The sequence below is a fragment of the Duganella phyllosphaerae genome, assembly GCF_001758785.1.
In the GTDB taxonomy this organism is placed as follows: Bacteria; Pseudomonadota; Gammaproteobacteria; order Burkholderiales; family Burkholderiaceae_D; genus Rugamonas; species Rugamonas phyllosphaerae.
In genome coordinates this window covers 108786-131181 of the sequence record NZ_LROM01000093.1, presented here as the reverse complement: position 1 = coordinate 131181, position 22396 = coordinate 108786, and the positions used below count along the sequence as shown (strand labels likewise).

At 62.8% G+C, this 22396-nt stretch carries 20 protein-coding genes and 1 other RNA gene; 14 read left to right on the top strand and 7 right to left on the bottom strand.

All coding sequences use genetic code 11. The features are described 5' to 3' along the window. Positions 1-74: 74 nt before the first annotated feature. Positions 75-641 (bottom strand): hypothetical protein, encoded by a 567-nt coding sequence (locus DUPY_RS16810; RefSeq protein WP_229255401.1) that lies wholly within the window; start codon positions 639-641, stop codon positions 75-77. A gap of 194 nt (positions 642-835) precedes the next feature. Here DUPY_RS16810 and DUPY_RS16805 point away from each other — a divergent pair, with 194 nt between their 5' ends. The 5 genes from DUPY_RS16805 to DUPY_RS16785 all read left to right on the top strand — a co-directional run bounded on the left by DUPY_RS16805 (position 836) and on the right by DUPY_RS16785 (position 4951). Beyond that, positions 836-1732 carry a 2-dehydro-3-deoxygalactonokinase gene (locus DUPY_RS16805; RefSeq protein ID WP_070249536.1) on the top strand — a complete coding sequence of 299 codons (897 nt, stop codon included), beginning with the start codon at positions 836-838 and terminating at the stop codon, positions 1730-1732. 2 nt (positions 1733-1734) lie between these two features. Then, positions 1735-2355, top strand: coding sequence for a 2-dehydro-3-deoxy-6-phosphogalactonate aldolase (locus DUPY_RS16800; protein ID WP_056141042.1), 621 nt, complete (start codon positions 1735-1737; stop codon positions 2353-2355). A gap of 150 nt (positions 2356-2505) precedes the next feature. Continuing rightward, complete coding sequence (locus DUPY_RS16795; RefSeq protein WP_070249535.1) at positions 2506-3387, top strand: SMP-30/gluconolactonase/LRE family protein; 882 nt, start codon at positions 2506-2508, stop codon at positions 3385-3387. 91 nt (positions 3388-3478) lie between these two features. Then, complete coding sequence (locus DUPY_RS16790; RefSeq protein ID WP_070249534.1) at positions 3479-4462, top strand: glycoside hydrolase family 53 protein; 984 nt, start codon at positions 3479-3481, stop codon at positions 4460-4462. 63 nt (positions 4463-4525) lie between these two features. Beyond that, positions 4526-4951, top strand: coding sequence for a DUF7684 family protein (locus tag DUPY_RS16785; RefSeq protein ID WP_070249533.1), 426 nt, complete (start codon positions 4526-4528; stop codon positions 4949-4951). Between the two features lie 99 nt (positions 4952-5050). Here DUPY_RS16785 and groL read toward each other — a convergent pair whose 3' ends face one another. From groL to dgoD, 4 genes are all read right to left on the bottom strand, one after another. Next, on the bottom strand, positions 5051-6700 hold the full coding sequence (gene groL / locus DUPY_RS16780) for a chaperonin GroEL (protein WP_070249532.1): 1650 nt from the start codon (positions 6698-6700) through the stop codon (positions 5051-5053). 62 nt (positions 6701-6762) lie between these two features. Further along, the gene (groES, locus tag DUPY_RS16775) at positions 6763-7053 is read right to left on the bottom strand and encodes a co-chaperone GroES (protein WP_026637491.1); all 291 of its coding nucleotides are present in this window, start codon (positions 7051-7053) and stop codon (positions 6763-6765) included. A 219-nt stretch (positions 7054-7272) separates the two neighbouring features. After that, positions 7273-7602 (bottom strand): YnfA family protein, encoded by a 330-nt coding sequence (locus DUPY_RS16770; RefSeq protein ID WP_070249531.1) that lies wholly within the window; start codon positions 7600-7602, stop codon positions 7273-7275. 75 nt (positions 7603-7677) lie between these two features. Then, a complete protein-coding gene (gene dgoD, locus DUPY_RS16765) occupies positions 7678-8826 on the bottom strand; it encodes a galactonate dehydratase (protein WP_070249530.1) in 1149 nt (382 codons plus the stop codon). Between the two features lie 198 nt (positions 8827-9024). On the opposite strand from dgoD, the gene DUPY_RS16760 reads away from it, so the two are divergent. The 8 genes from DUPY_RS16760 (at position 9025) to DUPY_RS16725 (ending at position 18529) form a co-directional block, all read left to right on the top strand. Further along, positions 9025-9951 carry an SMP-30/gluconolactonase/LRE family protein gene (locus DUPY_RS16760; RefSeq protein WP_070249529.1) on the top strand — a complete coding sequence of 309 codons (927 nt, stop codon included), beginning with the start codon at positions 9025-9027 and terminating at the stop codon, positions 9949-9951. A gap of 106 nt (positions 9952-10057) precedes the next feature. After that, entirely contained in the window at positions 10058-11017 is a 960-nt protein-coding gene (locus DUPY_RS16755; RefSeq protein ID WP_070249528.1) for a LysR substrate-binding domain-containing protein, read from the top strand. Positions 11018-11276: 259 nt separating this feature from the next. Then, entirely contained in the window at positions 11277-13919 is a 2643-nt protein-coding gene (locus DUPY_RS16750; RefSeq protein WP_070249527.1) for a TonB-dependent receptor, read from the top strand. Between the two features lie 208 nt (positions 13920-14127). After that, positions 14128-17025, top strand: coding sequence for a beta-galactosidase GalA (galA, locus tag DUPY_RS16745; protein ID WP_070249526.1), 2898 nt, complete (start codon positions 14128-14130; stop codon positions 17023-17025). Positions 17026-17163: 138 nt separating this feature from the next. Then, positions 17164-17454, top strand: coding sequence for a hypothetical protein (locus DUPY_RS16740; RefSeq protein ID WP_070249525.1), 291 nt, complete (start codon positions 17164-17166; stop codon positions 17452-17454). Next, positions 17451-17762, top strand: a complete 312-nt coding sequence (locus DUPY_RS16735) for a cell division protein ZapA (RefSeq protein WP_070249524.1) — start codon at positions 17451-17453, stop codon at positions 17760-17762. The genes DUPY_RS16740 and DUPY_RS16735 overlap by 4 nt, the downstream gene beginning before the upstream one ends. Before the next feature lie 55 nt (positions 17763-17817). Beyond that, positions 17818-17996: non-coding RNA, 6S RNA (gene ssrS, locus DUPY_RS16730), on the top strand. 74 nt (positions 17997-18070) lie between these two features. After that, positions 18071-18529, top strand: coding sequence for an EVE domain-containing protein (locus tag DUPY_RS16725; RefSeq protein ID WP_070249523.1), 459 nt, complete (start codon positions 18071-18073; stop codon positions 18527-18529). Between the two features lie 19 nt (positions 18530-18548). On the opposite strand, the gene lgt is transcribed toward DUPY_RS16725, so the two are convergent. Both lgt and DUPY_RS16715 read right to left on the bottom strand, forming a co-directional pair. Continuing rightward, complete coding sequence (lgt, locus tag DUPY_RS16720) at positions 18549-19445, bottom strand: prolipoprotein diacylglyceryl transferase (RefSeq protein ID WP_070249522.1); 897 nt, start codon at positions 19443-19445, stop codon at positions 18549-18551. Beyond that, a complete protein-coding gene (locus DUPY_RS16715) occupies positions 19439-20353 on the bottom strand; it encodes a LysR family transcriptional regulator (protein WP_070249521.1) in 915 nt (304 codons plus the stop codon). Before DUPY_RS16715 ends, lgt begins: the two co-directional genes overlap by 7 nt. A 133-nt stretch (positions 20354-20486) precedes the next feature. Here DUPY_RS16715 and ilvD point away from each other — a divergent pair, with 133 nt between their 5' ends. Continuing rightward, a complete protein-coding gene (gene ilvD, locus DUPY_RS16710; protein WP_070249520.1) occupies positions 20487-22349 on the top strand; it encodes a dihydroxy-acid dehydratase in 1863 nt (620 codons plus the stop codon). Positions 22350-22396 lie beyond the last annotated feature (47 nt).

Below are 22396 nucleotides of genomic sequence, written 5' to 3'. Positions count from 1 at the left end.
CGCAGCCGTCTACGTTTGCGGTCGGACCCCCTGCGGGGTCCGACCCCGGCCTGGCCGTGCGGGTTTAACGCAGCTTAACCGTCAACGCTGGTGCGCTTCTCCGGGTGCTTTTCACGGCGCCAGCGCGCCAAACTGATTATTTCATCGTTGGTGGCGTCTTCCACCAGGATTTCGTCGTCATTGGCCGAGACCAGGAAACTTTCCCACCGCAGCGCCGCGTCGGCGCTGTTTTCCACAAAGCTGAACTGGTAATAGGTTTTGCCCCGGTACTTGCGCGGCGCCGGATCGTATTCGATCAGCGCGCCTTTGACTTTGCCGTTCGAGGTTTTTTCCAGCATGGTGGACCAGGCGCGCAGTTCCGGCAACGCCAGCAAGGCGGCCGAGGCCTGGTCCTTGGTGCGCGTGACTTTCGGTTCGGCTGGCGCGGCCGGTTCGACCGCGACCGGTGGGCGTGGCGCCGGCTTGGCGGCGGGCGGCGCTACTGGTGGCGTGGGAGCGGGCTTGACGGGCGCAGGTTGCACAGGGACGGCAGGAGCGGGCTCAGGTGTCGAATTGCTAACGTACACGCCGACGCCGACCAGCACTGCGATGACAGCACCGGCAGCGAGCAACAGGCGGGGCGGGAAAGACGGAGAAGCCATATGGAATCGACAAAACTATTTTATAGATGGACATACTAAACCAAAGGCAACCATCGGGCAACGTTTGCGACTGGACAAGGCTACAGAGTACCGCATAAGCCTATACAATTTTGGTATTACTCCTATCTGATAATTCATTGGCGGCATCCCTGTCGATTCCGTAACATCTTGGCAGCATAGAAAAGGATTTCATCGTGGACAAGACCATACTCGGCGTTGACTGGGGTACCAGCAACCGGCGCGCCTACCTGATCGATCAACAAGCCAACTGCCTGGCCGAGTACGAGGATGACCAGGGCATGCTGGCCGTGGGCGGGCGCGAGCGCTTCGGCGCCTCGCTCGACGGCCTGCGCACCGCCATGGGCATCGACGCCACCATGCCGGTGATCATGTCCGGCATGGTCGGCAGCGCCTCGGGCTGGCAGGAAGTGAACTACCTCGACGCCGCAGTACCACTGACCGAACTGCCGGCGCACCTGGCGCCGGTGGCCGAAGCGCCGTGGTCGGCCAACTGCCACATCGTGCCCGGCTACGCTTACCGGCGCGGCCCCTCTGCCGACGTCATGCGCGGTGAAGAAACCCAGTTGCTCGGCGCCGTGGTGCTGGGCCAGCGCGATGGCTGGCTGGTACTGCCCGGCACCCACAGCAAGTGGGTGCTGCTGCAGGACGGCGTGATCCAGTCGCTGTCCACGTACATGACCGGCGAATTGTTCGCCATGCTGTCCAAGGGCGGCACCTTGTCGTCGATGATGGGCGGCGACACCAGCGACGCTGCCGGTTTCGCGGCCGGCCTCGACCAGGCTGGCGTGGGCGAGCCGTTGTCCAACACCCTGTTCCGCGTACGGGCCGGCGTGGTCTCGCGCAGCGCCCCGGCCGAGCAGGCCGCCGCGTTTGTCAGCGGCTTGCTGATCGGCGCCGAATTTGCCGCCGCCGCCCGCAGCCTGCCTGCCGGCGGCACCATTACCGTGATCGGCTCACCGGCGCTGGCCAGGCGCTACGCCGTCGCCGCCCAGCACTTTGGCTTGCAATGCCAGGTGCTCGATCCCCACCGCGTGTATTGCACCGCGATTTCCCAATTCATCAAGGGCTGAACATGACTATTTCTCATCCAACCACGCCACTGGTCGCCATCCTGCGCGGCCTGCAACCTGCCGAGGCGGTCGATGTCGCCAAGGTGCTGTACAACGCCGGTTTCCGCGCGCTGGAAGTGCCGCTGAACCGTCCGGGCGCGCTCGAGTGCATCGCTGCCATCGTCAAGCTCAACCTGCCGGATACCCTGGTCGGCGGCGGCACCATGCTCAGCGTGGCGCACGTGGAAGCCGTGTACGAAGCGGGCGGTCGCCTGCTGGTTTCCCCTAACTGCAATCCGGCCGCGATCCGTCGCGCTGCCGAACTGGGCATGTACTGCGCGCCCGGCGTGGCCACCCCGACCGAAGCGTTCGCCGCGCTCGACGCCGGCGCCCATGCGCTGAAACTGTTCCCGGCAGAGATGGTCGGCCACGGCGGCCTGAAGGCCATGCTCAGCGTGGTGCCGGCCGGCACCCCGATGTGGCCGGTGGGCGGCGTCACGCCCGAGACCATGGCCGGCTGGAAAAAAGCCGGCGCCACCGGTTTCGGTATCGGCGGCGCGTTGTTTACGCCGGGCGTATCGCTGGAAGAACTGGGCGAACGCGCAGCAGCGTTCGTCAATGCCTGGCGCGCACTGGCGGCCTGATTTTTTAAAATCAAGGGGACCTCTTAAACCGTAGCGAGCGATTCGTTATCGTCGCGAGTAGCGGAAGCGTACGGAGGTACGCTGAGCAACGGAGCGGCGATAGCGAATCGCGCAGTAGGTTTTCGAGGTTCCCAATACGGAGACAAAACGATGAGCAAGTATGACGTGCAATGCCTGTGGGACCTGGGTGCGCAACTGGGCGAAGGCCCGCTGTGGGTAGCCGAACAACAACGCCTGTATTTCGTCGACCTCAAAAGCAAGACCTTGCACGCGTTCGACACCGAGACCGGCCAGCGCCACGCCTGGGAAATGCCGGACTACGTCTGCTGGCTCATCGCGCGCGCCGACGGCGACGGCTTCATGGCCGGCCTGCGCCATGGCATCGCCCGCGTGTGGCTCGAGCCTGAATTGCGCATCGACTACATCGCCCATCCGTTCGCCCCCGGCAGCGACCTGCGCCTGAACGACGCCAAGGTCGACAGCGCTGGTCGCATCTGGGCCGGCTCCATGCACAACACCGACTACGCGCAAGCGGTCGGCGCGCTGTTCCTGCTCGACAAGGACCTGTCGCTGACGGTGGCCGATGCCGGCTACCACATCTGCAACGGCCCGACCTTCAGCCTCGACGGCGCCACCATGTTCCACACCGACAGTTTCGAAGGCCGTATCTACGCCTACCCGCTGGCGGCCGACGCCACCTTGGGCGAGCCGCGCGTGTGGCGCCAGTTTGCCGAAGGCGAAGGTTCTCCCGACGGCATGACGGTCGATAGCGAAGGCTGCGTGTGGGTGGCGCAGTGGGGCGGCGGCCGCGTATGCCGCTACTCGCCCGATGGCGACCTGCTCGACACCATCCGCGTGCCGGTGCGCAATCCGGCGTCGTGCACCTTTGGCGGCCCGGACTTCAAGACCCTGTTCATCACCACCGCCAGCGAAGACAACACGCCCGAGCAACTGAAGGAATTCCCGCTGACCGGTGGTTTGTTCTCGGTGCGCGTGGACGTGGCCGGCATTCCGGCGGCACGCTTCGGCTAGCCGCAGACCAACCCGCACAGCCGTACCCCACACAAACCGTCGACGAGCGGTTGGGGGCAGGGCGTAACCTAAAAAAGACACTGGAGACAACATGACATTCAAGAAAATGCTTGCCGCATTCTGCGGCATGGCGCTGACCTTTGCCGCCTCGACCAGCGTGGCACAAAGCTTCGCCAACGGCGCCGACGTGGGCTGGGTCAGCCAGCAGGAATCGGCCGGCTACTCGTTCTACAACAGCAGCGGCGTCAAGACCGATCCGTTCGTGCTGCTGAAAAACCTCAACATCAACGCGATTCGCCTGCGCGTGTGGGCCAAGCCGGGCTGGAACGACGGCGCAGACGTGCTGTACAAGGCCAAGCGCGCTGCCGCCCAGGGCCAGCGCATCATGATCGACTTCCACTACAGCGACAGCTGGGCCGATCCGGGCCAGCAAACCAAGCCGGCCGCCTGGGCCAACCACTCGCTGGCGCAACTCAATACCGACGTCTACACCCACACCCGCGACACCCTCAACTACCTCAAGTCGAACGGCATCAACGTCGAGTGGGTACAGGTCGGTAACGAGATCAACAGCGGCATGTTGTGGCCGGAAGGGAAGACCACCAGTTTCGCCAACCTGGCCGGCCTGATCAACAGCGGTTACAACGCCTCCAAGTCCGTGTACCCGAACGCCAAGGTGATCCTGCACCTGGCCAACGGCTACGACAACGCGGTATTCCGCTGGTTCTTCGATGGCGTCAAAGGTGCGGGCGCCAAGTGGGACGTGATCGGCATGTCGCACTACCCGCCACCAGCGGACTGGACCAACTACAACAATAAAATCTCGATCAACATGAAGGACATGGTCGCGCGTTACGCCAAGCCGGTGATGGTGACCGAGGTGGGCATGGACTGGACGCAAGCGGCCACATCCAAGGCCATGGTGGCCGACCTGCTGACCAAGACCAAGGCGCTCGGTTCGAACGGCCTCGGTGTGTTCTATTGGGAGCCGCAGGCGTATCCGGGCTGGCAGAACTACACGTTTGGCGCCCTGGACGGCAGCGGCAAATTCACGATCGCGCTCGATCCGTTTTAAGGCTGGATTGCGGGGCGGTGAAAATCAGCGGACAATGCGTCGTTTGAATCTCCTGGACGCAGCATGAAAAAAAATCCTCCCCGCTACCTGCACCTGGCGCCCGAAGCCGAACTGCCGGTGCTCGACGCGCTGGAAAACTTCAAGGCCGTGCTGGTGGTCGATGTCGATGTGCTGGAAACGGTGCGCTGGGACATCAGCCGCTGGCTGGTCGAGTCGGGCAGCAAGTACGTGATGGTGTGGGGCAAAGACGCCGAACAATGGCACGAGTCGATCGACGACGCCCACCTGGAGGCGACCAACTACGAAGACCTGGACGACGCCGACGTGCTGATCACCACCTCGCACGAAGACGACGACCTGTCCGAAGCCTTCTGGTTCGCCCAGCATCGCGCCAGCCACCCCGCCCACGAACTGCACGACACCCTGATCGTCCACATCGCCGAGGCCCCGCGCCGCGAGGAAATCGAGGACGAGTTCCACGACGCATAAACTTTTGCGGCAGACGCGAAAAAGCCCGCGCAAGCTCGATGCCTGCGCGGGCTTTTTTATTGGCGAGTCAGGCTCCACAGAGCCTGACCGGCCGGCACATTACATCATGCCGTCCATGCCGCCCATACCGCCCATGCCACCCATACCGCCCATGCCGGCAGCCGATTTGTCGTCAGCCGATTCAGCGATCATGCAGTCGGTGGTCAGCATCAGGCCGGCGATCGAGGCTGCATTTTGCAGTGCCGAACGGGTTACTTTTGCTGGATCCAGAACACCCATTTCGACCATGTCGCCGTAGGTGCCGTTGGCGGCGTTGTAGCCGTAGTTGCCGGTGCCGGCCAGAACTGCTGCAACAACGACCGAAGCTTCTTCGCCGGCGTTTTGCACGATCATGCGCAGTGGCTCTTCCATCGCGCGCAGCACGATCTTGATACCTGCGTCCTGGTCAGGGTTGTCGCCTTTCAGGCCGGCAACCATGGCGCGGGCGCGCAGCAGGGCCACGCCACCGCCGGCAACGATGCCTTCTTCCACGGCAGCGCGGGTAGCGTGCAGTGCATCTTCAACGCGGGCTTTTTTCTCTTTCATTTCGACTTCGGTGGCAGCGCCAACCTTGATCACGGCAACACCGCCAGCCAGCTTGGCCACGCGCTCTTGCAGTTTTTCACGGTCGTAGTCCGAGGTCGCTTCTTCGATCTGCACGCGGATTTGCTTGACGCGGCCTTCGATCGCAGCGGCTTGACCAGCACCGTCGATGACGATGGTGTTTTCTTTGCCCACTTCGATGCGCTTGGCCTGGCCCAGCTCTTCCAGGGTGATCTTTTCCAGGGTCAGGCCGACTTCTTCAGCTACAACCTGGCCGCCGGTCAGGATGGCGATGTCTTCCAGCATGGCTTTACGACGGTCGCCGAAGCCTGGAGCTTTTACAGCAACGGTTTTCAGGATGCCGCGGATGTTGTTGACCACCAGGGTCGCCAGTGCTTCGCCTTCGATGTCTTCTGCGATGATCAGCAGTGGACGGCCGGCTTTTGCAACTTGTTCCAGTACGGGCAGCAGGTCACGGATGTTCGAGATTTTTTTGTCGCACAGCAGCACGAACGGGCTTTCCAGGGCAGCGACTTGCTTTTCCTGGTTGTTGATGAAGTATGGCGACAGGTAGCCGCGGTCGAACTGCATACCTTCAACGATGTCGAGCTCGTCGTTCAGCGACTTGCCGTCTTCCACGGTGATCACGCCTTCTTTGCCGACTTTTTCCATCGCTTCAGCGATGCGCTCGCCGATCGACGAATCCGAGTTGGCCGAGATCGCGCCAACCTGGGCGATTTCTTTGGTGGTGGTGGTTGGCTTGGCGATTTTTTTCAGTTCTTCGACGGTGGCAGCGACTGCTTTGTCGATGCCGCGCTTCAGGTCCATCGGGTTCATGCCGGCGGCAACGAACTTCATGCCTTCGCGCACGATAGCCTGGGCCAGAACGGTAGCGGTGGTGGTACCGTCGCCGGCGTTGTCGCTGGTGCGGGAAGCAACTTCCTTGACCATTTGCGCGCCCATGTTTTGCAGCTTGTCTTTCAGTTCAACTTCTTTTGCTACCGATACGCCGTCCTTGGTGACGGTTGGGGCGCCGAACGAGCGCTCCAGTACCACGTTGCGGCCTTTAGGGCCCAGGGTGACTTTAACGGCGTTGGCCAGAATGTTGACGCCTTCTACCATTTTGGCGCGCGCTGCGTCGCCGAAGATAACTTCTTTAGCTGCCATGTTTATTACTCCTGTGAGGTGTTAAGTTGCGAGTCGTGGACCAGTGATTGCAAAATTGCAAATTACTTGGTGACGATCGCCATGATGTCTTCTTCGCGCATGACCATCAGTTCCTGGCCGTCGATCTTGACGGTCTGGCCGGCATATTTGCCGAACAGGACGCGGTCGCCTACTTTGACATCTAGAGGACGGACTTTGCCGTCTTCCAGGATCTTGCCATTGCCAACGGCGAGGACTTCGCCTTGATCCGGTTTTTCAGCAGCCGCATCAGGGATGATCAGGCCGGATGCAGTCTTGGTTTCCTGGTCGAGACGTTTGACGATAACGCGATCGTTCAAAGGGCGAAGGTTCATACAAAACTCCTTAATTAACAATGGTACAGTTGGTTGCCGTTTCAACCACGTAAGGTGATTGCCGCAGCGGAAAGTTGGATGAGAGCGCTTGTTAGCACTCTCTCATAACGAGTGCCAATTATAGGGACGACATCCCTGTATTTCAAGGCACAAGGTTTGTGAAAACGCAAAAAAGCAGTGTTCTGATGGGAAAGAGGCAACAGAATCCGGCGATATCGGCTAAGTCGATGGCTGTAAGGCGATCACGGCCATGCCGGCCAGGGCCAGGCCGGCGCCTGCCATGTCGTAGCGGGTGAGCGCCACGCCGTCCACCAATCTGAGCCACAGCAGCGCCACGGCGATGTAGGCGCCGCCGTAAGCTGCGTAGGTGCGGGCGGCCCCGGTGGGATGCAGGGTCAGCAGCCAGGCGAACAGGGCCAGCGACAGTGCCGCCGGCAACAGCAGCCAAGGCGACTTGTCCTGGCGCAGGACCAGCCAGGGCAGGTAGCAGCCGACGATTTCGGCGATGGCGGTGACGAAGAAGAGGGCGGTGAGCTTGATGAAATCCATGCGGCCATGATACCGGGCAGTTGGCGCGGTCCGGTATAAAAAAAGCCGGCGATCACGCCGGCTTCGGTTAATGCATCACCATTCGGCGACGCTGCCATCCTTGTGGCGCCAGACCGGGTTGCGCCAGTCGCCGGCGTTCTTGCTGGCGGCGATCACGCGTTCTTCGTCCACTTCCACGCCCAGGCCAGGTTTGCGCAGCGGGGCGCAGTAGCCGTCGACGATCTTGAAGTCGTCCTTGTTGATCACGTAGTCGAGCAGCTCGCCACCCTTGTTGTAGTGGATGCCCATGCTTTGCTCTTGCAGCACGGCGTTGTACGACACGAAGTCCACCGCCAGGCACGACGCCAGGGCGACCGGACCGAGCGGGCAGTGCGGCGCCAGCGTGATGTCGTAGGCTTCGGCCATCGAGGCGATCTTCAGGCACTCGGTAATGCCGCCGGCGTGCGACAGGTCTGGCTGCACGATGGACAGGCCACCGGCCGCGAACACGTTCTTGAACTCGAAGCGCGAGTACATGCGCTCGCCGGCTGCCAGCGGGATCGAGGTCATCTCGGCCAGGCGCGGGTAGTACTCGGCTTGCTCGGCCAGGACCGGCTCTTCCACGAACAGCGGACGGAACTGTTCCAGTTCGCGCAGCAGGGTCTTGGCCATTGGCGCGGCCACGCGGCCGTGGAAGTCCAGGCCGAATTCGATGGTATTGCCGAACGCTTCGCGGATTTCCGCCACGCGGCGCACCGCTTCATCGACCGCAGCCGAGGTGTCGAGCAGGCCCAGCTCTTCGGTGCCGTTCATCTTGAAGGTGTCGAAGCCGCCTTCTTTCAGTTTGCTGATCTGTTCGATGATGTCGGCAGGACGGTCGCCGCCCACCCAGCTGTACATTTTCATGCGGTCGCGCACCAGGCCGCCCAGCAGTTCGTACACGGGCTGGCCCAGGACCTTGCCCTTGATGTCCCACAGCGCCTGGTCGATACCGGCGATCGCGCTCATCAGGATGGCGCCGCCACGGTAGAAGCCGGCGCGGTACATGGTTTGCCACAGGTCGTTGATGCGCGACGGGTCCTGGCCGATCAAATACGGTTCCATTTCCTGGACGGCCGTCTCCACGGTGCGGGCGCGGCCTTCGATGACCGGTTCGCCCCAGCCGACGACACCTTCATCGGTTTCGATTTTCAGCAGCATCCAGCGCGGTGGAACACGGTAGGTCGTCAGTTTGGTGATTTTCATAGGGGTGAGGAATGAGAGTAAGTTCAATGAACAGCACACAGTCTAAAACGACGCCCCGCTGCACAAATATGATTAATTCGCCACAAACCATATCATTATCGAATACCAGAAATAAACCAACCTGCTATCTGATATCAAGATAGCTGATAGTTATTTTTTTATATCTATTGCGCGCCGGCCGCGCTTACACTCGGCGTCATGCTAGACATCTCCACGCCTGCCAACGCCACGACCGCTGCCATCCTGTTGCAGCGCGGTGGCCGCGCCGGCCGTGCGCTGTGCTGGGACGCCGCCGGCCAGTGCTGGCGCTGGTCCGATCCGCTGGCCGGCCAGCTGTACGCGTGGCCGGCCGCTGCTGCTGCTGCTGCTGCTGCATCCACCACCGCCGCCACAGCCTGCACCGTGCGCCTGTCCGAAGGCGCGTGCACGCTGGCCGCCTGCAGGTCCGGGCGCTGGCTGCTGGGTCAGGGCAAGTGGCTGGGGCTGATCGAGTTGCCGCCGGCCGGCAGCGTGACCCGGCCGCTGCAGGCGCAAGTGCTGTTGACGGTGGACGCGGCCGAGCCGCGCACGGCAATCAGCGACGGCTGCACGGACCGTGCCGGCAATTTTGTCTTCGGCACCGCCAACACCGCCAGCGACCAGCGCCCGATCGGCAGCTTTTACCAGTATTCGCAGCGCCACGGCCTGCGCCGGCTGGCGCTGCCGGCGGTGGTGCGCGCGGCCGGCATCGCTTTCAGTGCCGACGGCGCCCGCATGGTGTTTGCCGATGGTCGCCGCATCCTGCACTGTACCTATGATGCCGGCGGCGCCAGGGTGGGCAAGGTCGCCACGCTGGCCGAGGCTGACCTCGACGTGGGGGCGATCGTGATCGACAGCGCCAATTGCCTGTGGAGCCTCCAGGGCAGCGAGCTGGTGCATTACGATGCCGGCGGCGCCGTGCTGCGCCGCATCGTGCTCGCGGGTGATGCGCCAGCGTCGCTGGCGTTCGGCTGTGACAGCCTCGACCGCTTGCTGTTGCTGGGCCAGGGCGGCGGCTTGTACGGCTTGCCTGACGGCTCGCTCGGTGCGGCCACCGCTGGTGTCGCCGAGACGCTGTTCGACGACACTGCGCCAGTGGCCGGGTAGGGCATGAGGCCGGCCTGCGCCAGCGTCGGCAACAGGCTGGCCACTATGATGCAAAGAATGCAAGCCGCGCGTGCTCTACCTTTCGGGCAGTATAATAATCGCCAATATGACTGATTCCCGCTCCGATCGCTTTGTCCGCTCCCACCTGAAGACCCGCCACCTGGTATTGCTGGTGGAGCTCGGCCGTCACGGTTCCATCGCGCACGCGGCGCAAGCCGCCAACCTGACCCAGCCCGGCGCCTCCAAGTTGCTGGGCGAGCTAGAGCACGCGCTCGGGGTACAGCTGTTCGAGCGCCTGTCGCGCGGCGTGGCGCCTACCTGGTATGGCAAGGTGCTGATCCGCCGCGCCGGCGCTGCGCTGGCCGAGATGGACGCGGCGCACCAGGAAGTGATGGAGCTGCTGTCGGGCCTGCGCGGACGGGTCGGCATCGGCTCGGTGCTGGCGCCGGCCACCTCTCTGGTGCCCAAGGCCATCAACCTGCTCAAGTCGCGCCATGCGCGCGTGCACGTATCGGTCAAGATGTCCACCAGCAAAGTGCTGGTGGAGCGCCTGCGCAGTGGCGAGCTCGACCTTGTCGTCGGCCGCATCCTCGACACCGCCGCCGCCGACGAACTGCATTTCGAACCACTCACCGACGAGCCGCACCTGCTGATCGCGCGCAGCGACCATCCGCTGGCGGGCCGCAACGACTTGCAGCTGGAAGAACTGGTGCGCCAATGCTGGGTACTGCCGCCAGCCGGCAGCATCCTGCGCGATCGCCTGACCGCCTTGTTCCTGTCGCACGGCCTCGAGCAGCCGGCCGAAACCGTCGAGACGCAGGACTTGCCGGTGGTGGCCAGCCTTTTGATGAACAGCGACATGATCGTTGCGCTGCCGGCCGAAGCGGTGCAGGCCTACCTGCAAACCGGGCTGATGGCAATCCTGCCGTTCGACCTCGGCGTGAGCATGGATTCGTTCGGCATCATCACGCGCAAGCGCCATCAACTCTCTCCGGGCGCCGACGCCATGCTGCTGGCGCTGCGCGATACTGCTGCCACCATGTATCCGCATTACAGCAAGCCCTGAAGTCAGCGGCGTTTGACGACGACTCACCGGTGGGCGCGAGCAGAGCCCAGGAGCAGTTGTCGTACTTGCACGCTGTGGTTTTTACGCACAATAGACATACTGTTTACGCTTCTTGTATGTCTGATATACGAACTTGATATGGGCCAACGTCAATAAGCTATTGGCCTGCCAACTTCGGTTTCGATAGCATCCCGTCTTACCCGTCCGATGTGGTTCAAAGATCAGAGACGGAGCTACACAGACACTGGAGATGCACATAATGAAACACAAGAAAATGAGCCTGCTGATCGCAACCTTGTTCAGCACCCCGTTGATGGCGCAACAGGCGTTCGCGCAAGAAGCACAGGCAGCACAAGCAGCGGCACCGGCGGCGCAGGCAGCAACCCCGGCAGCGCCGGTCGCCGGCGAAATCCAGCAAGTCAACGTGACCGGCATCCGTGCTTCGGTACGCAATGCGCTGGCCGTCAAGGAGGCTTCCAACAGCATGGTGGAAGTGATCGCGTCGGAAGACATCGGCAAATTGCCGGATACCACTATCGCCGAGTCGCTGGCACGCCTGCCAGGTCTGTCGTCGGGTCTTGATCGCGGTAATGCTTCGCAGATCGTTGCGCGTGGCATGGGCCCGCGCTTTATCGGCGCCACCCTGAATGGCCGCGAACTGGCCTCGTCGGAGCCGGATCGTGCCGTGCGCTTCGAGCAGTTCCCGTCGGAGTCGATCAGCGGCGCCACCGTCTACAAGACCCAGAACGCTGACCTGGTCGAAGGCGGCATCGCCACCTCGATCGATCTGCAAACCGTCTCGCCGTTGAAGTACAACGGTCGCCAGCTGAACTTCAAGGCCGATGTCCTGCACTACAACATCGCCAAGGACATCGCTGGCGCGGACAAGAACAAGCCACGCGTGGGCGGGATCTGGATTGACCAGTTCCTCGACAAGACCCTGGGCGCCGCCATCGCTTTCAGCTACCAGGACCAGCCCTCGGTGCAGAAGAACGTGCGCCACTGGGGCTTCAACGAAAACAATTCTGTCGACATGAACGGCGACGGCAACGTCGACAAGACCCCGTGGGGCTTCCAGGACGACGTGCGTCGCGGCAGCAACAAGCGCAGCAGCGTGTTGGGCAAGGTAGAGTACAAGCCAAACAGCGACGTCCTGATCACCGCCGATACCTACTATGCGCGTACCAAGATCGACGAAGCGCAGATGCAGCACTGGACCGGCGACCTCGGTAACTGGGATGGCGGCAACTCCAACAACTTCAGCAACCTCGATATCCGTAACGGCTACGTGGCCGGCGGCACCGTCAACTGGAACCGCGTCATCAACAACGACGCACACTGGATCCAGGACGCCAGCGTGTCCGCCAGCGGCCTGAACGCCAAGGTCAACGTCGGCGAGTGGAAAGTCGAAACCGACCTGTCGACCTCGCACGCGCTGCGCAGCAGCCAGTGGCGCGACCTGCGTCAGAATTCGCTGAGCTCGATTCCAGTGTCGGTCAACTGGTCGTTCACCGGCAATGAGCGTCAGCAGTACAGCTTTGGCGGCATTGACACCGGCAACCCGGCCAACTTCGAAGCGCCGACCCTGTACGTCGATACCGACGGCCACGTGAAGGATCTGCTGAACGCCGCGTCGGTCACCGCTGCGCGTCCGATCGAAAACAGCATCGTCAGCCGCATCAAGGTTGGCGTGCGCGCTACCGACCGCGAGAAGAGCTACCGCCAGACCACCTGGCAGTTGGCCCAGCAGAACGCGATTCCTGCTTCGGCCTACGAGACCGTCAACGTCGCCGGCTTCCCGTCGTACTTCGTGCTCAAGGATTTCTACGGCACCATCGGCAACGCCTTCGGTCCGGATGCGTTCAATCCGAACGGCAAAGTCGGTACTGCCGACCAGGTACGCAACGACCAGCTTGCTGGATGGCGCGTCAAGGAACGCAGCACCTCGGCCTTCGTCCAGGGTGATCTCGACGGCGAAGCATTTGGCAAAACCTACCGCGGCAACGTGGGCGTGCGCCTGGTGCACACCAAGACCGACAGCTACGGCATGGGTTCGATCAACGGTTCCACCCCTTCAGCGGTCGAGCAGGGCACGTCGTACACCGAGATCCTGCCTAGCCTGAACCTGATCTTCAACCTCGACGAAGCCCAGGAACATCAAGTGCGCTTTGGCCTGGCCCGTGCCATGTCGCGTCCGCCACTCGATGAACTGCGCGCCTCGCGCAACCTGAGCCAGGCAGGCACCAGCCAGCCGCAAACCGGTTCGGCCGGCAACCCGGACCTGAAACCGATGATGGCCAACCAGGTCGACCTGGCATACCAGTGGTACTTCCAGAAGGGTTCGCTCGTTTCCGTCGGTGGCTTCTACAAGCAACTGCAGCGCTACATCGCCATCACCCAGAGCGACAACATCACCCGTTCGGTCAACGGCGAAGGCGGCAACATTCGTGGCGTGGAACTGGTCTACCAGCAAGCGTTCACCGGCCTGCCAGCACCGTTCGACGGGCTCGGTATCGCCAGCAACTACGCTTACACCGCCAGCACCGTGCGTGAACAGGTACCAGTTGGCAATCCGTTCCCGATCGAAGGCCTGATGCGTAACAACGGCGGCGTGACCCTGTGGTACGAAAAAGCCGGCTACGAAGCGCGCATCTCGGCCAACCATCACAGCTCCTTCGTGCGTAATCCGAGCTGGAGCGCTGGCCAGTTGCTGGTCAACGAAGCGGAAACCTTCGTCACCCTGAACCTGGCCAAGCAGATCACGCCCAACGTGCAGGTGCGCTTCGGCATCGACAACCTGACCAACCAGAAGGCGGTCTACACCAGCGCCAACAACCCGCTGCAACAGGAAGTGACCGAGTTCGGCCGCCGCTTCAACCTGGGCCTGTCCTTCAAGCTGTAAATTTTCCGTTGTACCTTTGTTTTATCGTGGTTTGCGGAGCAGTGCTTAACGGTGCTGCTCCGTTTTTTTTAGCCCAATTCGGGGTCAGTGCCGACATTCGGACATTTTTGAACTTATTTTTTGAAGTACGCTTCAACGAAAAAGTTCCGCGATGTCCGAATGTCGGCACTGACCCCAAAGTTTTCTCAGGGAGTCTGACTTGAACACGATGCCTTGCTGGCGGCGCTTGTGCGCTGCCGTCCTGCTGCTGGCCGCCACTGCTGCCGCGCACACTGCCGCGCATGCTGCCGCACCGATCAAACCTCATATTGCCGACGCGACCGTCAAGGCCGGGCGTGAGCGCCTGTCGCTCGATCGCGGCTGGCTGTTCCACCTCGGCGACGTGCGCCAGGCGCCGATTGTCGGCCACGAGGAATCGTATAGCAACGCCAAGGCCGGCAATGCGCCTGGCGCGGCCGGCGCCGAATTCGACGACTCCGACTGGCGCCGCCTCGATCTGCCGCACGACTGGGCCGTCGAAGGCCCGTTCGACCCGAAAGCCAATATCTCGCAGGGCTACCGGCCGCGCGGTATCGGCTGGTATCGGCGCTATTTGCAGGTCGATCCGGCCGACCGTGGCCGCCACTTCGAGCTGCAGTTCGATGCGATCGCCACCCACGCCACCGTGTACGTCAACGGCAACGTGGTCAACCGCAACTGGTCCGGCTACAACGCCAGCAATATCGACATCACGCCTTACCTGACCTACGGTGACGCGCTCAACACCATCTCGATCCGCGTCGATGCGGAAGCGATGGAGGGCTGGTGGTACGAGGGCGCCGGCATGTACCGCCACGCGTGGCTGGTCAAGCGCGCGCCGGTGCACGTGGCCACCGATGGCGTGTATGCCGTGCCCCGACCTGACAAATCCGGCAAGGGCAAGGAATGGAGCCTGCCGGTGGAAGTGACGCTCAATAACAGCGGCAAGAAAGCGTCCGACGTGACGGTGGAAGTGACCGTGTTCGACCCGGCCGGCAAGCAGGTGGGCCGCCAGTTGGCCAAGGCCAGCGTGGGCGTGCTCAAAGACGCCACCGTCAAGCTGCCGTTCAGGATCAACGATCCGGCGCTGTGGTCGATCGCCAGGACCAACCTGTACAAGGTGGTGACGCGCGTGCTGGAAAACGGCAAGGCGCAGGATGAAGTGGCGCTGCACACGGGCTTTCGCACCATCCGCTTCGATGCGCAGCAGGGCTTCTTCCTCAACGGCGAACATTTGAAACTGCAAGGCGTGTGCATCCACCAGGACCACGCCGGCGTTGGTGTGGCGATTCCCGACTCGGTATGGGAGTATCGCCTGCGCCGCCTGAAAGAACTGGGCGTCAATGCCATCCGCTTCTCGCACAATGCACCGGCGGCGGAAGTGCTCGACATGGTCGATCGCATGGGCTTCGTGGTGATGGACGAAAACCGCAATTTCAATCCGTCGCCCGACTACATGAAGCAGCTCGAGTGGATGGTGCGGCGCGACCGCCACCACCCGGGCATCATCCTGTGGTCGGTGTTCAATGAAGAGCCGGTGCAGGGCTCGGAAGTCGGTTACGAAATGGTGCGCCGCATGGCTGCCGCCGTCAAATCGCTCGACGATACGCGTCCGGTCACCGCTGCCATGAATGGCGGCTTCTTCAGCGACCTCAACGTGGCGCACGCGGTGGACGTGGTGGGCGCCAACTACCAGGTGCCCGACTACGACCGCTTCCATAAGGCGTATCCGACGGTGCCGTTCACCAGCTCGGAAGACACGTCCGCGTTCATGACGCGCGGCGTGTTCAAGACCGACAAGGACAAGAACCAGATCGCCAGCTACGACGACCTGGCCGACGCCGCGCAGTGGGGCAATACCCACCGCGATGCGTGGGAAGCGATCGCCAAGCGGCCGTTCGTGGCCGGCGGTTTTGTCTGGACCGGCTTCGATTATCGCGGTGAGCCGACCCCCAACGAGTGGCCGTCGGTCAGCTCGGTGTTCGGCATCATGGACCTGAACGGCTTCCCGAAAAACGCCTACTACATCCACCAGGCGCAATGGATCAAGGACCGTCCGCTGATCCACATCGCGCCGCACTGGAACTGGGCCGGCAGCGAAGGCAAGGACATCCGCCTGATGGTGATGGCCAATGTCGAACGCATCGAACTGCGATTGAACGGCAAACAGCTCGGCGAGCAAAAGGCCGATCCGTTCCGCATGAACTACTTCAACGTCGCCTACGCGCCGGGCAAGCTCGAAGCCATCGGCTACAACGGCGGCAAGGAAGTGGTGCGCACGGCGGTGGAAACTACGGGTGAGCCGGTGGCGCTGGAACTGATCCCGGACCGCCAGGACCTGGCCGGCGATGGCCGCGACGCGATGCCGATCACGGTGCGCGCGCTCGATGCCCAAGGCCGCGCGGTGCCGCTGGCCGATCCGGTGGTCACCTTCAAGGTAACCGGAGGCGGGCGCTCGATCGGCCATGGCAATGGCGACCCGACCTCGCACGAGGACGAGAAGGGCGCCACCCGGCGCCTGTTCAACGGCCTGGCGCAGCTGATCGTGCAGACCAGCTTCGACGCCATGCAGCCCGTCACGGTGGAAGCAAGCGCACCGGGCCTGAAGGCGGCCACGTTGACGATTCCCGTCAAGGCTGTGGCGGCGGTGCCGTTCGTGGCCAGCGCCGACGCGCCGCTGACGTTCGTGCGCACCTGGCGCGTGGCGCCGCCGGGCGACACGCGGCCGAACCCGAACCAGAAGATCGACAGCTTCGACATGAACACCTGGGGCTGGGGCCAGCCGCCGATGTGGGGCGCGGCAGGCAGCAAGTTCAACCTGTACCGGTCGAGCTTCACGCCGCGCAAGAACCTCGCCGACGGCAATGGCCTGATCCGATTCGCCGGCATCAAGGGCCGCGCCGAGGTCTGGATCAACGGCAAGCTGGTGGGCAAGAAGGACAGCTTTGCCGCCGCACCGCTCGACCTGGAACTGCCAGCCGGGACCGGCAAGCGCGAGATCAGCGTGATCGTCGAAGCCGAGCCGGGGCAGGGCGGCGCCCAGGGCAGTGGCATCACGGGCAACGTCACCATCGAGCCGAAGAAATAAGCTCAAAAAGTAACAAAAGTCACAGATTTGCGCGCCGAATGTCTGGCGCGCAAATAGTTAACTTGCGTTTTACTTAAAATTCGGGGCCGGACACGTGATTCGGTTGACGGCACCCCGCGCCCTGCCTATAGTGGCGGGATGATTTCAGACTTCCAAGAACTATCCGACAAGATCGACCAGCTGGCCGAGATGACCAATGCTTTGCGCCGCGAAAACGCCCAGTTGCGTCAGGCCAATGCCGCCCTCGTGGTGGAAAACATGGGATATCAACGCCGCCTGAGCGAGGCCGCCGACCGCGTGCAGGCGCTGCTGGTGCACGTGCCATCGCTGGTGCCCGAGCCGGTGCCGGAGGACGAGGAAGCCGAAGCAACCGAACTGGCAGCTGGCGACGCCATTGCACCTGCCGCACAACATGAGGAAGTACGATGATCGAGCTCGACGTCACTATCATGGGCCAATCGTATCGCCTGATGTGCAAGGCCGACGAAGAGCGCGCCTTGCGCGAAGCGTCTGTCATGCTCGACAAGAAAATGACCGGCATCCGCGCGTCGGGCCGGGTCAAGGGCAACGACCGTATCGCGGTCATGGCAGCGCTGAGCGTGGCGGCGGAATTCCTGTCGATCAAGGCGCCGCAAGGCCCGTTGTCCGACATGTCCATCCTCGAGGTGCAGACCAAGATCGCCGCCATGCACAAGGTGTTGGATACCGCACTCACGCCGCAAGAAGCACTGTTTTAACCGGTTTTTAAGCATCAAACTCCTTCCTTTGCGGCGGACAAAAGAGTAAACTGGCGTCACCCTGCAGTGTTCGTGAATGTCATATATTCCTTGAACCATTTGTTTGCACCGGTCGTGGGATTTTGTTTGGTGGGCGTGAGCATCGCTTGTTCGATGAACCCGAAATTGAACTAACCGTGACCACCTGAGCCATTAGGTTCGGGATGCCGGCATAACGGCACAAGCGGGGTACTCATTCAGGATTTAATTCCTTAAAAAGCGGTTGGCATGAAAATGTCCAGCCGCTTTTTTTCGTTCGGAGACGATGTATGCAATATTGGCTGATGAAGTCCGAACCCGACGACGTGAGCATCGACGATCTCATGGCGTCACCGAACCACACCACCGCCTGGTATGGGGTGCGCAACTACCAGGCGCGCAACTTCATGCGCGACCAGATGCAGCCAGGGGATGGGGTGCTGTTCTATCACTCGAGCTGCCCGCAACCCGGCATTGCCGGCCTGGCGGTGATCGCCAGCGGCCCGTACCCGGACGCCTCGCAGTTCGATCCCAACAGCCATTATCACGATCCCAAGGCCACGCAGGAGCAGCCGCGCTGGATTTCGATCGATGTGCAGGGCACGCAGAAGACGCGGCTACTGCCATTGGCCGAGATGCGGAGCATCGCGGCGCTGGAAGACATGCTGGTGCTGCAAAAGGGCAGCCGCCTGTCCATCACGCCGGTTACGCCGGCGCAATGGAAGGCGATTGTGACATTGTTGGCTTGATCCCTGCCACCCCTACAACCTATGGGGTCGGACCCCGTACGGGGTCCGACCCCGGTTTGCTTTGCGGGTTGATCGTCGGTGCCGTGCCACGCTGGCGTACCTTGTAGGCCCACACCAGCATGGCGATCGCCGCCACCACCATCGGCAGCGACAGCACCTGGCCCGACGTGATCGGCATGCCCAGGAACGTGGTTTCCCAGTCCGGCGTGCGGAAGTACTCGGTAAAAAACCGCGCGCAGCCATACAGCAGCGTGTAGAACGCGCCCACCGCCAGGCGCGGCCGCTCCTTGCGTGCATACAGCCACAGGATGATGAACACCAGCAGGCCGTCGATCAGCATCTGGTAGATCGGCGACGGATGGCGCAGGCCTTGCAGGAATACCGGGTTCGGATGCAGCGGGAACGAATTATCAGGCCAGAGCATGGCCCATGGAAGCGACTGGTCGGCCACGACGCGGCCCGGCAGTTCGGCGTTGATGAAGTTGCCCATGCGGCCGGCGGCGTAGCCGAGCGGCACCAGCGGCGCGATGAAGTCGTACACGTCGAGGATGTTGCGCCCCGACTTGCGCGCCCACAGCGACATGGCGATCAGCACGCCGATAAAGCCGCCGTGGAACGACATGCCGCCGTGCCACACCTTGAAGATCTCGATCGGATTGGAAAAATACTTGACCGGCTCGTAGAACAGCACTTCGCCCAGGCGCCCGCCGATGACCACGCCCAGCATGCCGTAGAACAGCATGTCGTCGAGGTCTTCCTTGCGCCACAGCTGGGCGGCAATGTGCGGCTGCCTGATGCGCACGCGGCCGAGCGCAATGAACAGCGCAAACGCCAGGACGTACATCAGGCCATACCAGTGGATCGCGACCGGCCCCAGTTGGAGGGCGACCGGATCGGGCATCGGGTGGATCAGCATAGGGCGGTTTTCCTTACTTCTTTTCTTAATAATTCCAAAAAGCCGCGCAGCACGGGCGAGGCATTGTCGCGTCGCCAGGCCAGTCCGGTTTCGACCAGCGGCGTGGTGTGGGCCAGCGCACGGTATTCTACTCCGGGACGCATCAGGTTGGAGACCGACTGCGGCACCAGCGCCATGCCCATGCCGGCCGACACCAGGCCGACGATGGTCTGCATCTGGATCGCCTGCTGGCCGATTTCGGGCGTGACGCCGGCGTCGCGAAACACCGACAGGATGGCGTCGTACAGGCCCGGCGAGATGGCGCGCGGGAAGATGATCAGCGGCAGTGCCGGCAACGCGTTCAAGGCTGGCTTGCCGCGCTTCTTCACTGCCGGCAGGCCGGTGGGCACGGCCAGCACCAGCGGTTCGCGCAGCACCGGCAGATAATCGAGCTCGGTGCGAGCCTTGTCGGGCAGCGGCGGGATCAGGAGGCCCACGTCGATGCGGTTGTGCAGCAAGTCGTCGAGCTGCAAATCGGACGTGGCTTCCTGCAAGGTGATCTGCACCTGTGGGTAGGCGGCGCGATAGGCGCGCAGAAACGGCGGCAGCACGCTGTAGTCGGCCGAGGAGACAAAGGCCAGGGCCAGGCGCCCGACTTCGCCGGCGGCCGCGCGCTGCACCAGTTGCGGCAGTTCCTGGGCTTGCGCCAGCATCCGGCGCGCCTCGGGCAGCAGCGCACTGCCGGCTGGCGTGAGCGTAACGCCGCGGCGGTTACGCTCGAATACCGGGGCGCCCAGCAGCTCTTCCAGCGCCTGGATCGTCTGCGACAGCGGCGGCTGCGTCATGTGCAGGCGCAGCGCGGCGCGGCCGAAGTGCAGCTCCTCGGCGACGGTGACGAAGTAGCGTAACTGACGCAGTTCCAGGTTCATATGTATTTCTATTCAAATTTTAGGCTGTGATAGTTTATACGACTCACAGGAGCGACAATCTTATATTTGACAGGCCAGCAGGGCCAAGGCACTCTGTCGTGCTACGTTGCCGCCTTATCTTTGGAGATCCATCATGCCAGTCTATCGTTCCCGCACCACCACCCACGGCCGCAACATGGCCGGCGCGCGCGCCCTGTGGCGCGCTACCGGCATGAAGGACGGCGACTTCGACAAGCCGATCATCGCGGTCGTCAACTCCTTCACCCAGTTCGTGCCCGGCCATGTGCACCTGAAGGACCTGGGCCAGCTGGTGGCGCGCGAGATCGAAAAAGCCGGTGGCGTTGCGAAAGAATTCAACACCATCGCGGTCGATGACGGCATCGCCATGGGCCACGGCGGCATGTTGTACTCGCTGCCGTCGCGCGATCTGATCGCCGACTCGGTCGAGTACATGGTCAACGCCCACTGCGCCGATGCGATGGTGTGCATCTCCAACTGCGACAAGATCACGCCGGGCATGCTGATGGCTGCCATGCGCATCAACATTCCCGTGGTGTTCGTCTCCGGCGGCCCGATGGAAGCCGGCAAAGTGGTCAAGGTGGTCAATGGCGGCCAGAAGATCATCAAGCTCGACCTGGTGGACGCCATGATCAAGGCCGGCGACGACACCGTCTCCGACGCCGACGTCGCCGAAATCGAACGCTCGGCCTGTCCGACCTGCGGTTCGTGCTCGGGCATGTTTACCGCCAACTCGATGAACTGCCTGACCGAGGCGCTGGGCCTGTCCCTGCCCGGTAACGGCACCGTGCTGGCCACGCACTCGGACCGCGAGCAGCTGTTCCTGCGCGCCGGCCGCCTGATCGTGGACCTGGCGCGCCGCCACTACGAGCAGGACGATTACTCGATCCTGCCGCGCACCATCGCCAACAAGGCCACGTTCGAAAACGCCATGGCGCTCGACGTCTCGATGGGCGGCTCCACCAACACCGTGCTGCACCTGCTGGCAGCTGCGCACGAAGCGGGCGTGGACTTCACCATGGCCGACATCGACCGCATCTCGCGCAAGGTGCCCTGCCTGTGCAAGGTCGCGCCGATGACCGACAAGTACCACATCGAAGACGTGCACCGCGCCGGCGGCATCATCTCGATTTTGGGCGAACTGGCGCGCGGCGGCCTGCTCGACACCACCCGTCCGACCATCCACGCGCCCACCATGGCCGACGCCATCGAACGCAACGACATCAAGCGCAGCGACGACCCGGCCGTGCACCAGCTGTTCCGCGCCGCACCGGGCGGCGTGCCCACGCAGACGGCGTTCTCGCAGTCCGAGCGCTTCGCCTCGCTGGACCTGGATCGCAGCACCGGCTGCATCCGCGACAAGGAGCACGCTTACTCGCAGGACGGCGGTCTGGCCGTGTTGTACGGTAACCTGGCGCTCAACGGCTGCATCGTCAAAACCGCCGGCGTCGATGAGAGCATCCTCAAGTTCAGCGGCAAGGCGCGCGTGTTCGAGAGCCAGGACGACGCAGTGGCCGCCATTCTCGGCGACACCGTGCACGCCGGCGACGTGGTCATCATCCGCTACGAAGGACCGAAGGGTGGCCCCGGCATGCAGGAGATGTTGTACCCGACCTCGTACATCAAGTCGAAAGGCCTGGGCAAGTCGTGTGCGCTGCTGACCGACGGTCGCTTCTCCGGTGGTTCATCGGGCCTGGTGATCGGCCATGCCTCGCCGGAAGCGGCTGAAGGCGGCGCCATCGGCCTGGTGGAAGAGGGCGACATGATCGACATCGACATCCCCAACCGCACCATCAACCTGCGCATCATCGACGCCGAGCTGGCCGCGCGCCGCGCCACCATGGAAGCGAAAGGCGACGCCGCCTGGCAACCGGTCGACCGCGAGCGCTACGTCTCGCAGGCGCTGCAAGCCTACGCCGCACTGACCACCTCGGCCGACCGCGGCGCGGTGCGCGATTTGTCGCAACTGAAGCGCTAAGTTCGCTCCGGCTCACTTCCGTAGCGATACCGCCGCAGCGCCTTGCT

What these genes read in the sequence shown, in the direction of transcription:
- DUPY_RS16790 (WP_070249534.1), top strand. Translation starts at nt 3,479, where the DNA reads ATGACATTCAAGAAAATGCTTGCCGCATTCTGCGGCATGGCGCTGACC.
- ilvD (WP_070249520.1), top strand. Translation starts at nt 20,487, where the DNA reads ATGCCAGTCTATCGTTCCCGCACCACCACCCACGGCCGCAACATGGCC.
- groES (WP_026637491.1), bottom strand. Translation starts at nt 7,053, where the DNA reads ATGAACCTTCGCCCTTTGAACGATCGCGTTATCGTCAAACGTCTCGAC.
- DUPY_RS16800 (WP_056141042.1), top strand. Translation starts at nt 1,735, where the DNA reads ATGACTATTTCTCATCCAACCACGCCACTGGTCGCCATCCTGCGCGGC.
- DUPY_RS16785 (WP_070249533.1), top strand. Translation starts at nt 4,526, where the DNA reads ATGAAAAAAAATCCTCCCCGCTACCTGCACCTGGCGCCCGAAGCCGAA.
- DUPY_RS16735 (WP_070249524.1), top strand. Translation starts at nt 17,451, where the DNA reads ATGATCGAGCTCGACGTCACTATCATGGGCCAATCGTATCGCCTGATG.
- DUPY_RS16770 (WP_070249531.1), bottom strand. Translation starts at nt 7,602, where the DNA reads ATGGATTTCATCAAGCTCACCGCCCTCTTCTTCGTCACCGCCATCGCC.
- DUPY_RS16810 (WP_229255401.1), bottom strand. Translation starts at nt 641, where the DNA reads ATGGCTTCTCCGTCTTTCCCGCCCCGCCTGTTGCTCGCTGCCGGTGCT.
- DUPY_RS16715 (WP_070249521.1), bottom strand. Translation starts at nt 20,353, where the DNA reads ATGAACCTGGAACTGCGTCAGTTACGCTACTTCGTCACCGTCGCCGAG.
- dgoD (WP_070249530.1), bottom strand. Translation starts at nt 8,826, where the DNA reads ATGAAAATCACCAAACTGACGACCTACCGTGTTCCACCGCGCTGGATG.
- DUPY_RS16725 (WP_070249523.1), top strand. Translation starts at nt 18,071, where the DNA reads ATGCAATATTGGCTGATGAAGTCCGAACCCGACGACGTGAGCATCGAC.
- DUPY_RS16755 (WP_070249528.1), top strand. Translation starts at nt 10,058, where the DNA reads ATGACTGATTCCCGCTCCGATCGCTTTGTCCGCTCCCACCTGAAGACC.
- DUPY_RS16795 (WP_070249535.1), top strand. Translation starts at nt 2,506, where the DNA reads ATGAGCAAGTATGACGTGCAATGCCTGTGGGACCTGGGTGCGCAACTG.
- lgt (WP_070249522.1), bottom strand. Translation starts at nt 19,445, where the DNA reads ATGCTGATCCACCCGATGCCCGATCCGGTCGCCCTCCAACTGGGGCCG.
- groL (WP_070249532.1), bottom strand. Translation starts at nt 6,700, where the DNA reads ATGGCAGCTAAAGAAGTTATCTTCGGCGACGCAGCGCGCGCCAAAATG.
- DUPY_RS16740 (WP_070249525.1), top strand. Translation starts at nt 17,164, where the DNA reads ATGATTTCAGACTTCCAAGAACTATCCGACAAGATCGACCAGCTGGCC.
- DUPY_RS16750 (WP_070249527.1), top strand. Translation starts at nt 11,277, where the DNA reads ATGAAACACAAGAAAATGAGCCTGCTGATCGCAACCTTGTTCAGCACC.
- galA (WP_070249526.1), top strand. Translation starts at nt 14,128, where the DNA reads ATGCCTTGCTGGCGGCGCTTGTGCGCTGCCGTCCTGCTGCTGGCCGCC.
- DUPY_RS16760 (WP_070249529.1), top strand. Translation starts at nt 9,025, where the DNA reads ATGCTAGACATCTCCACGCCTGCCAACGCCACGACCGCTGCCATCCTG.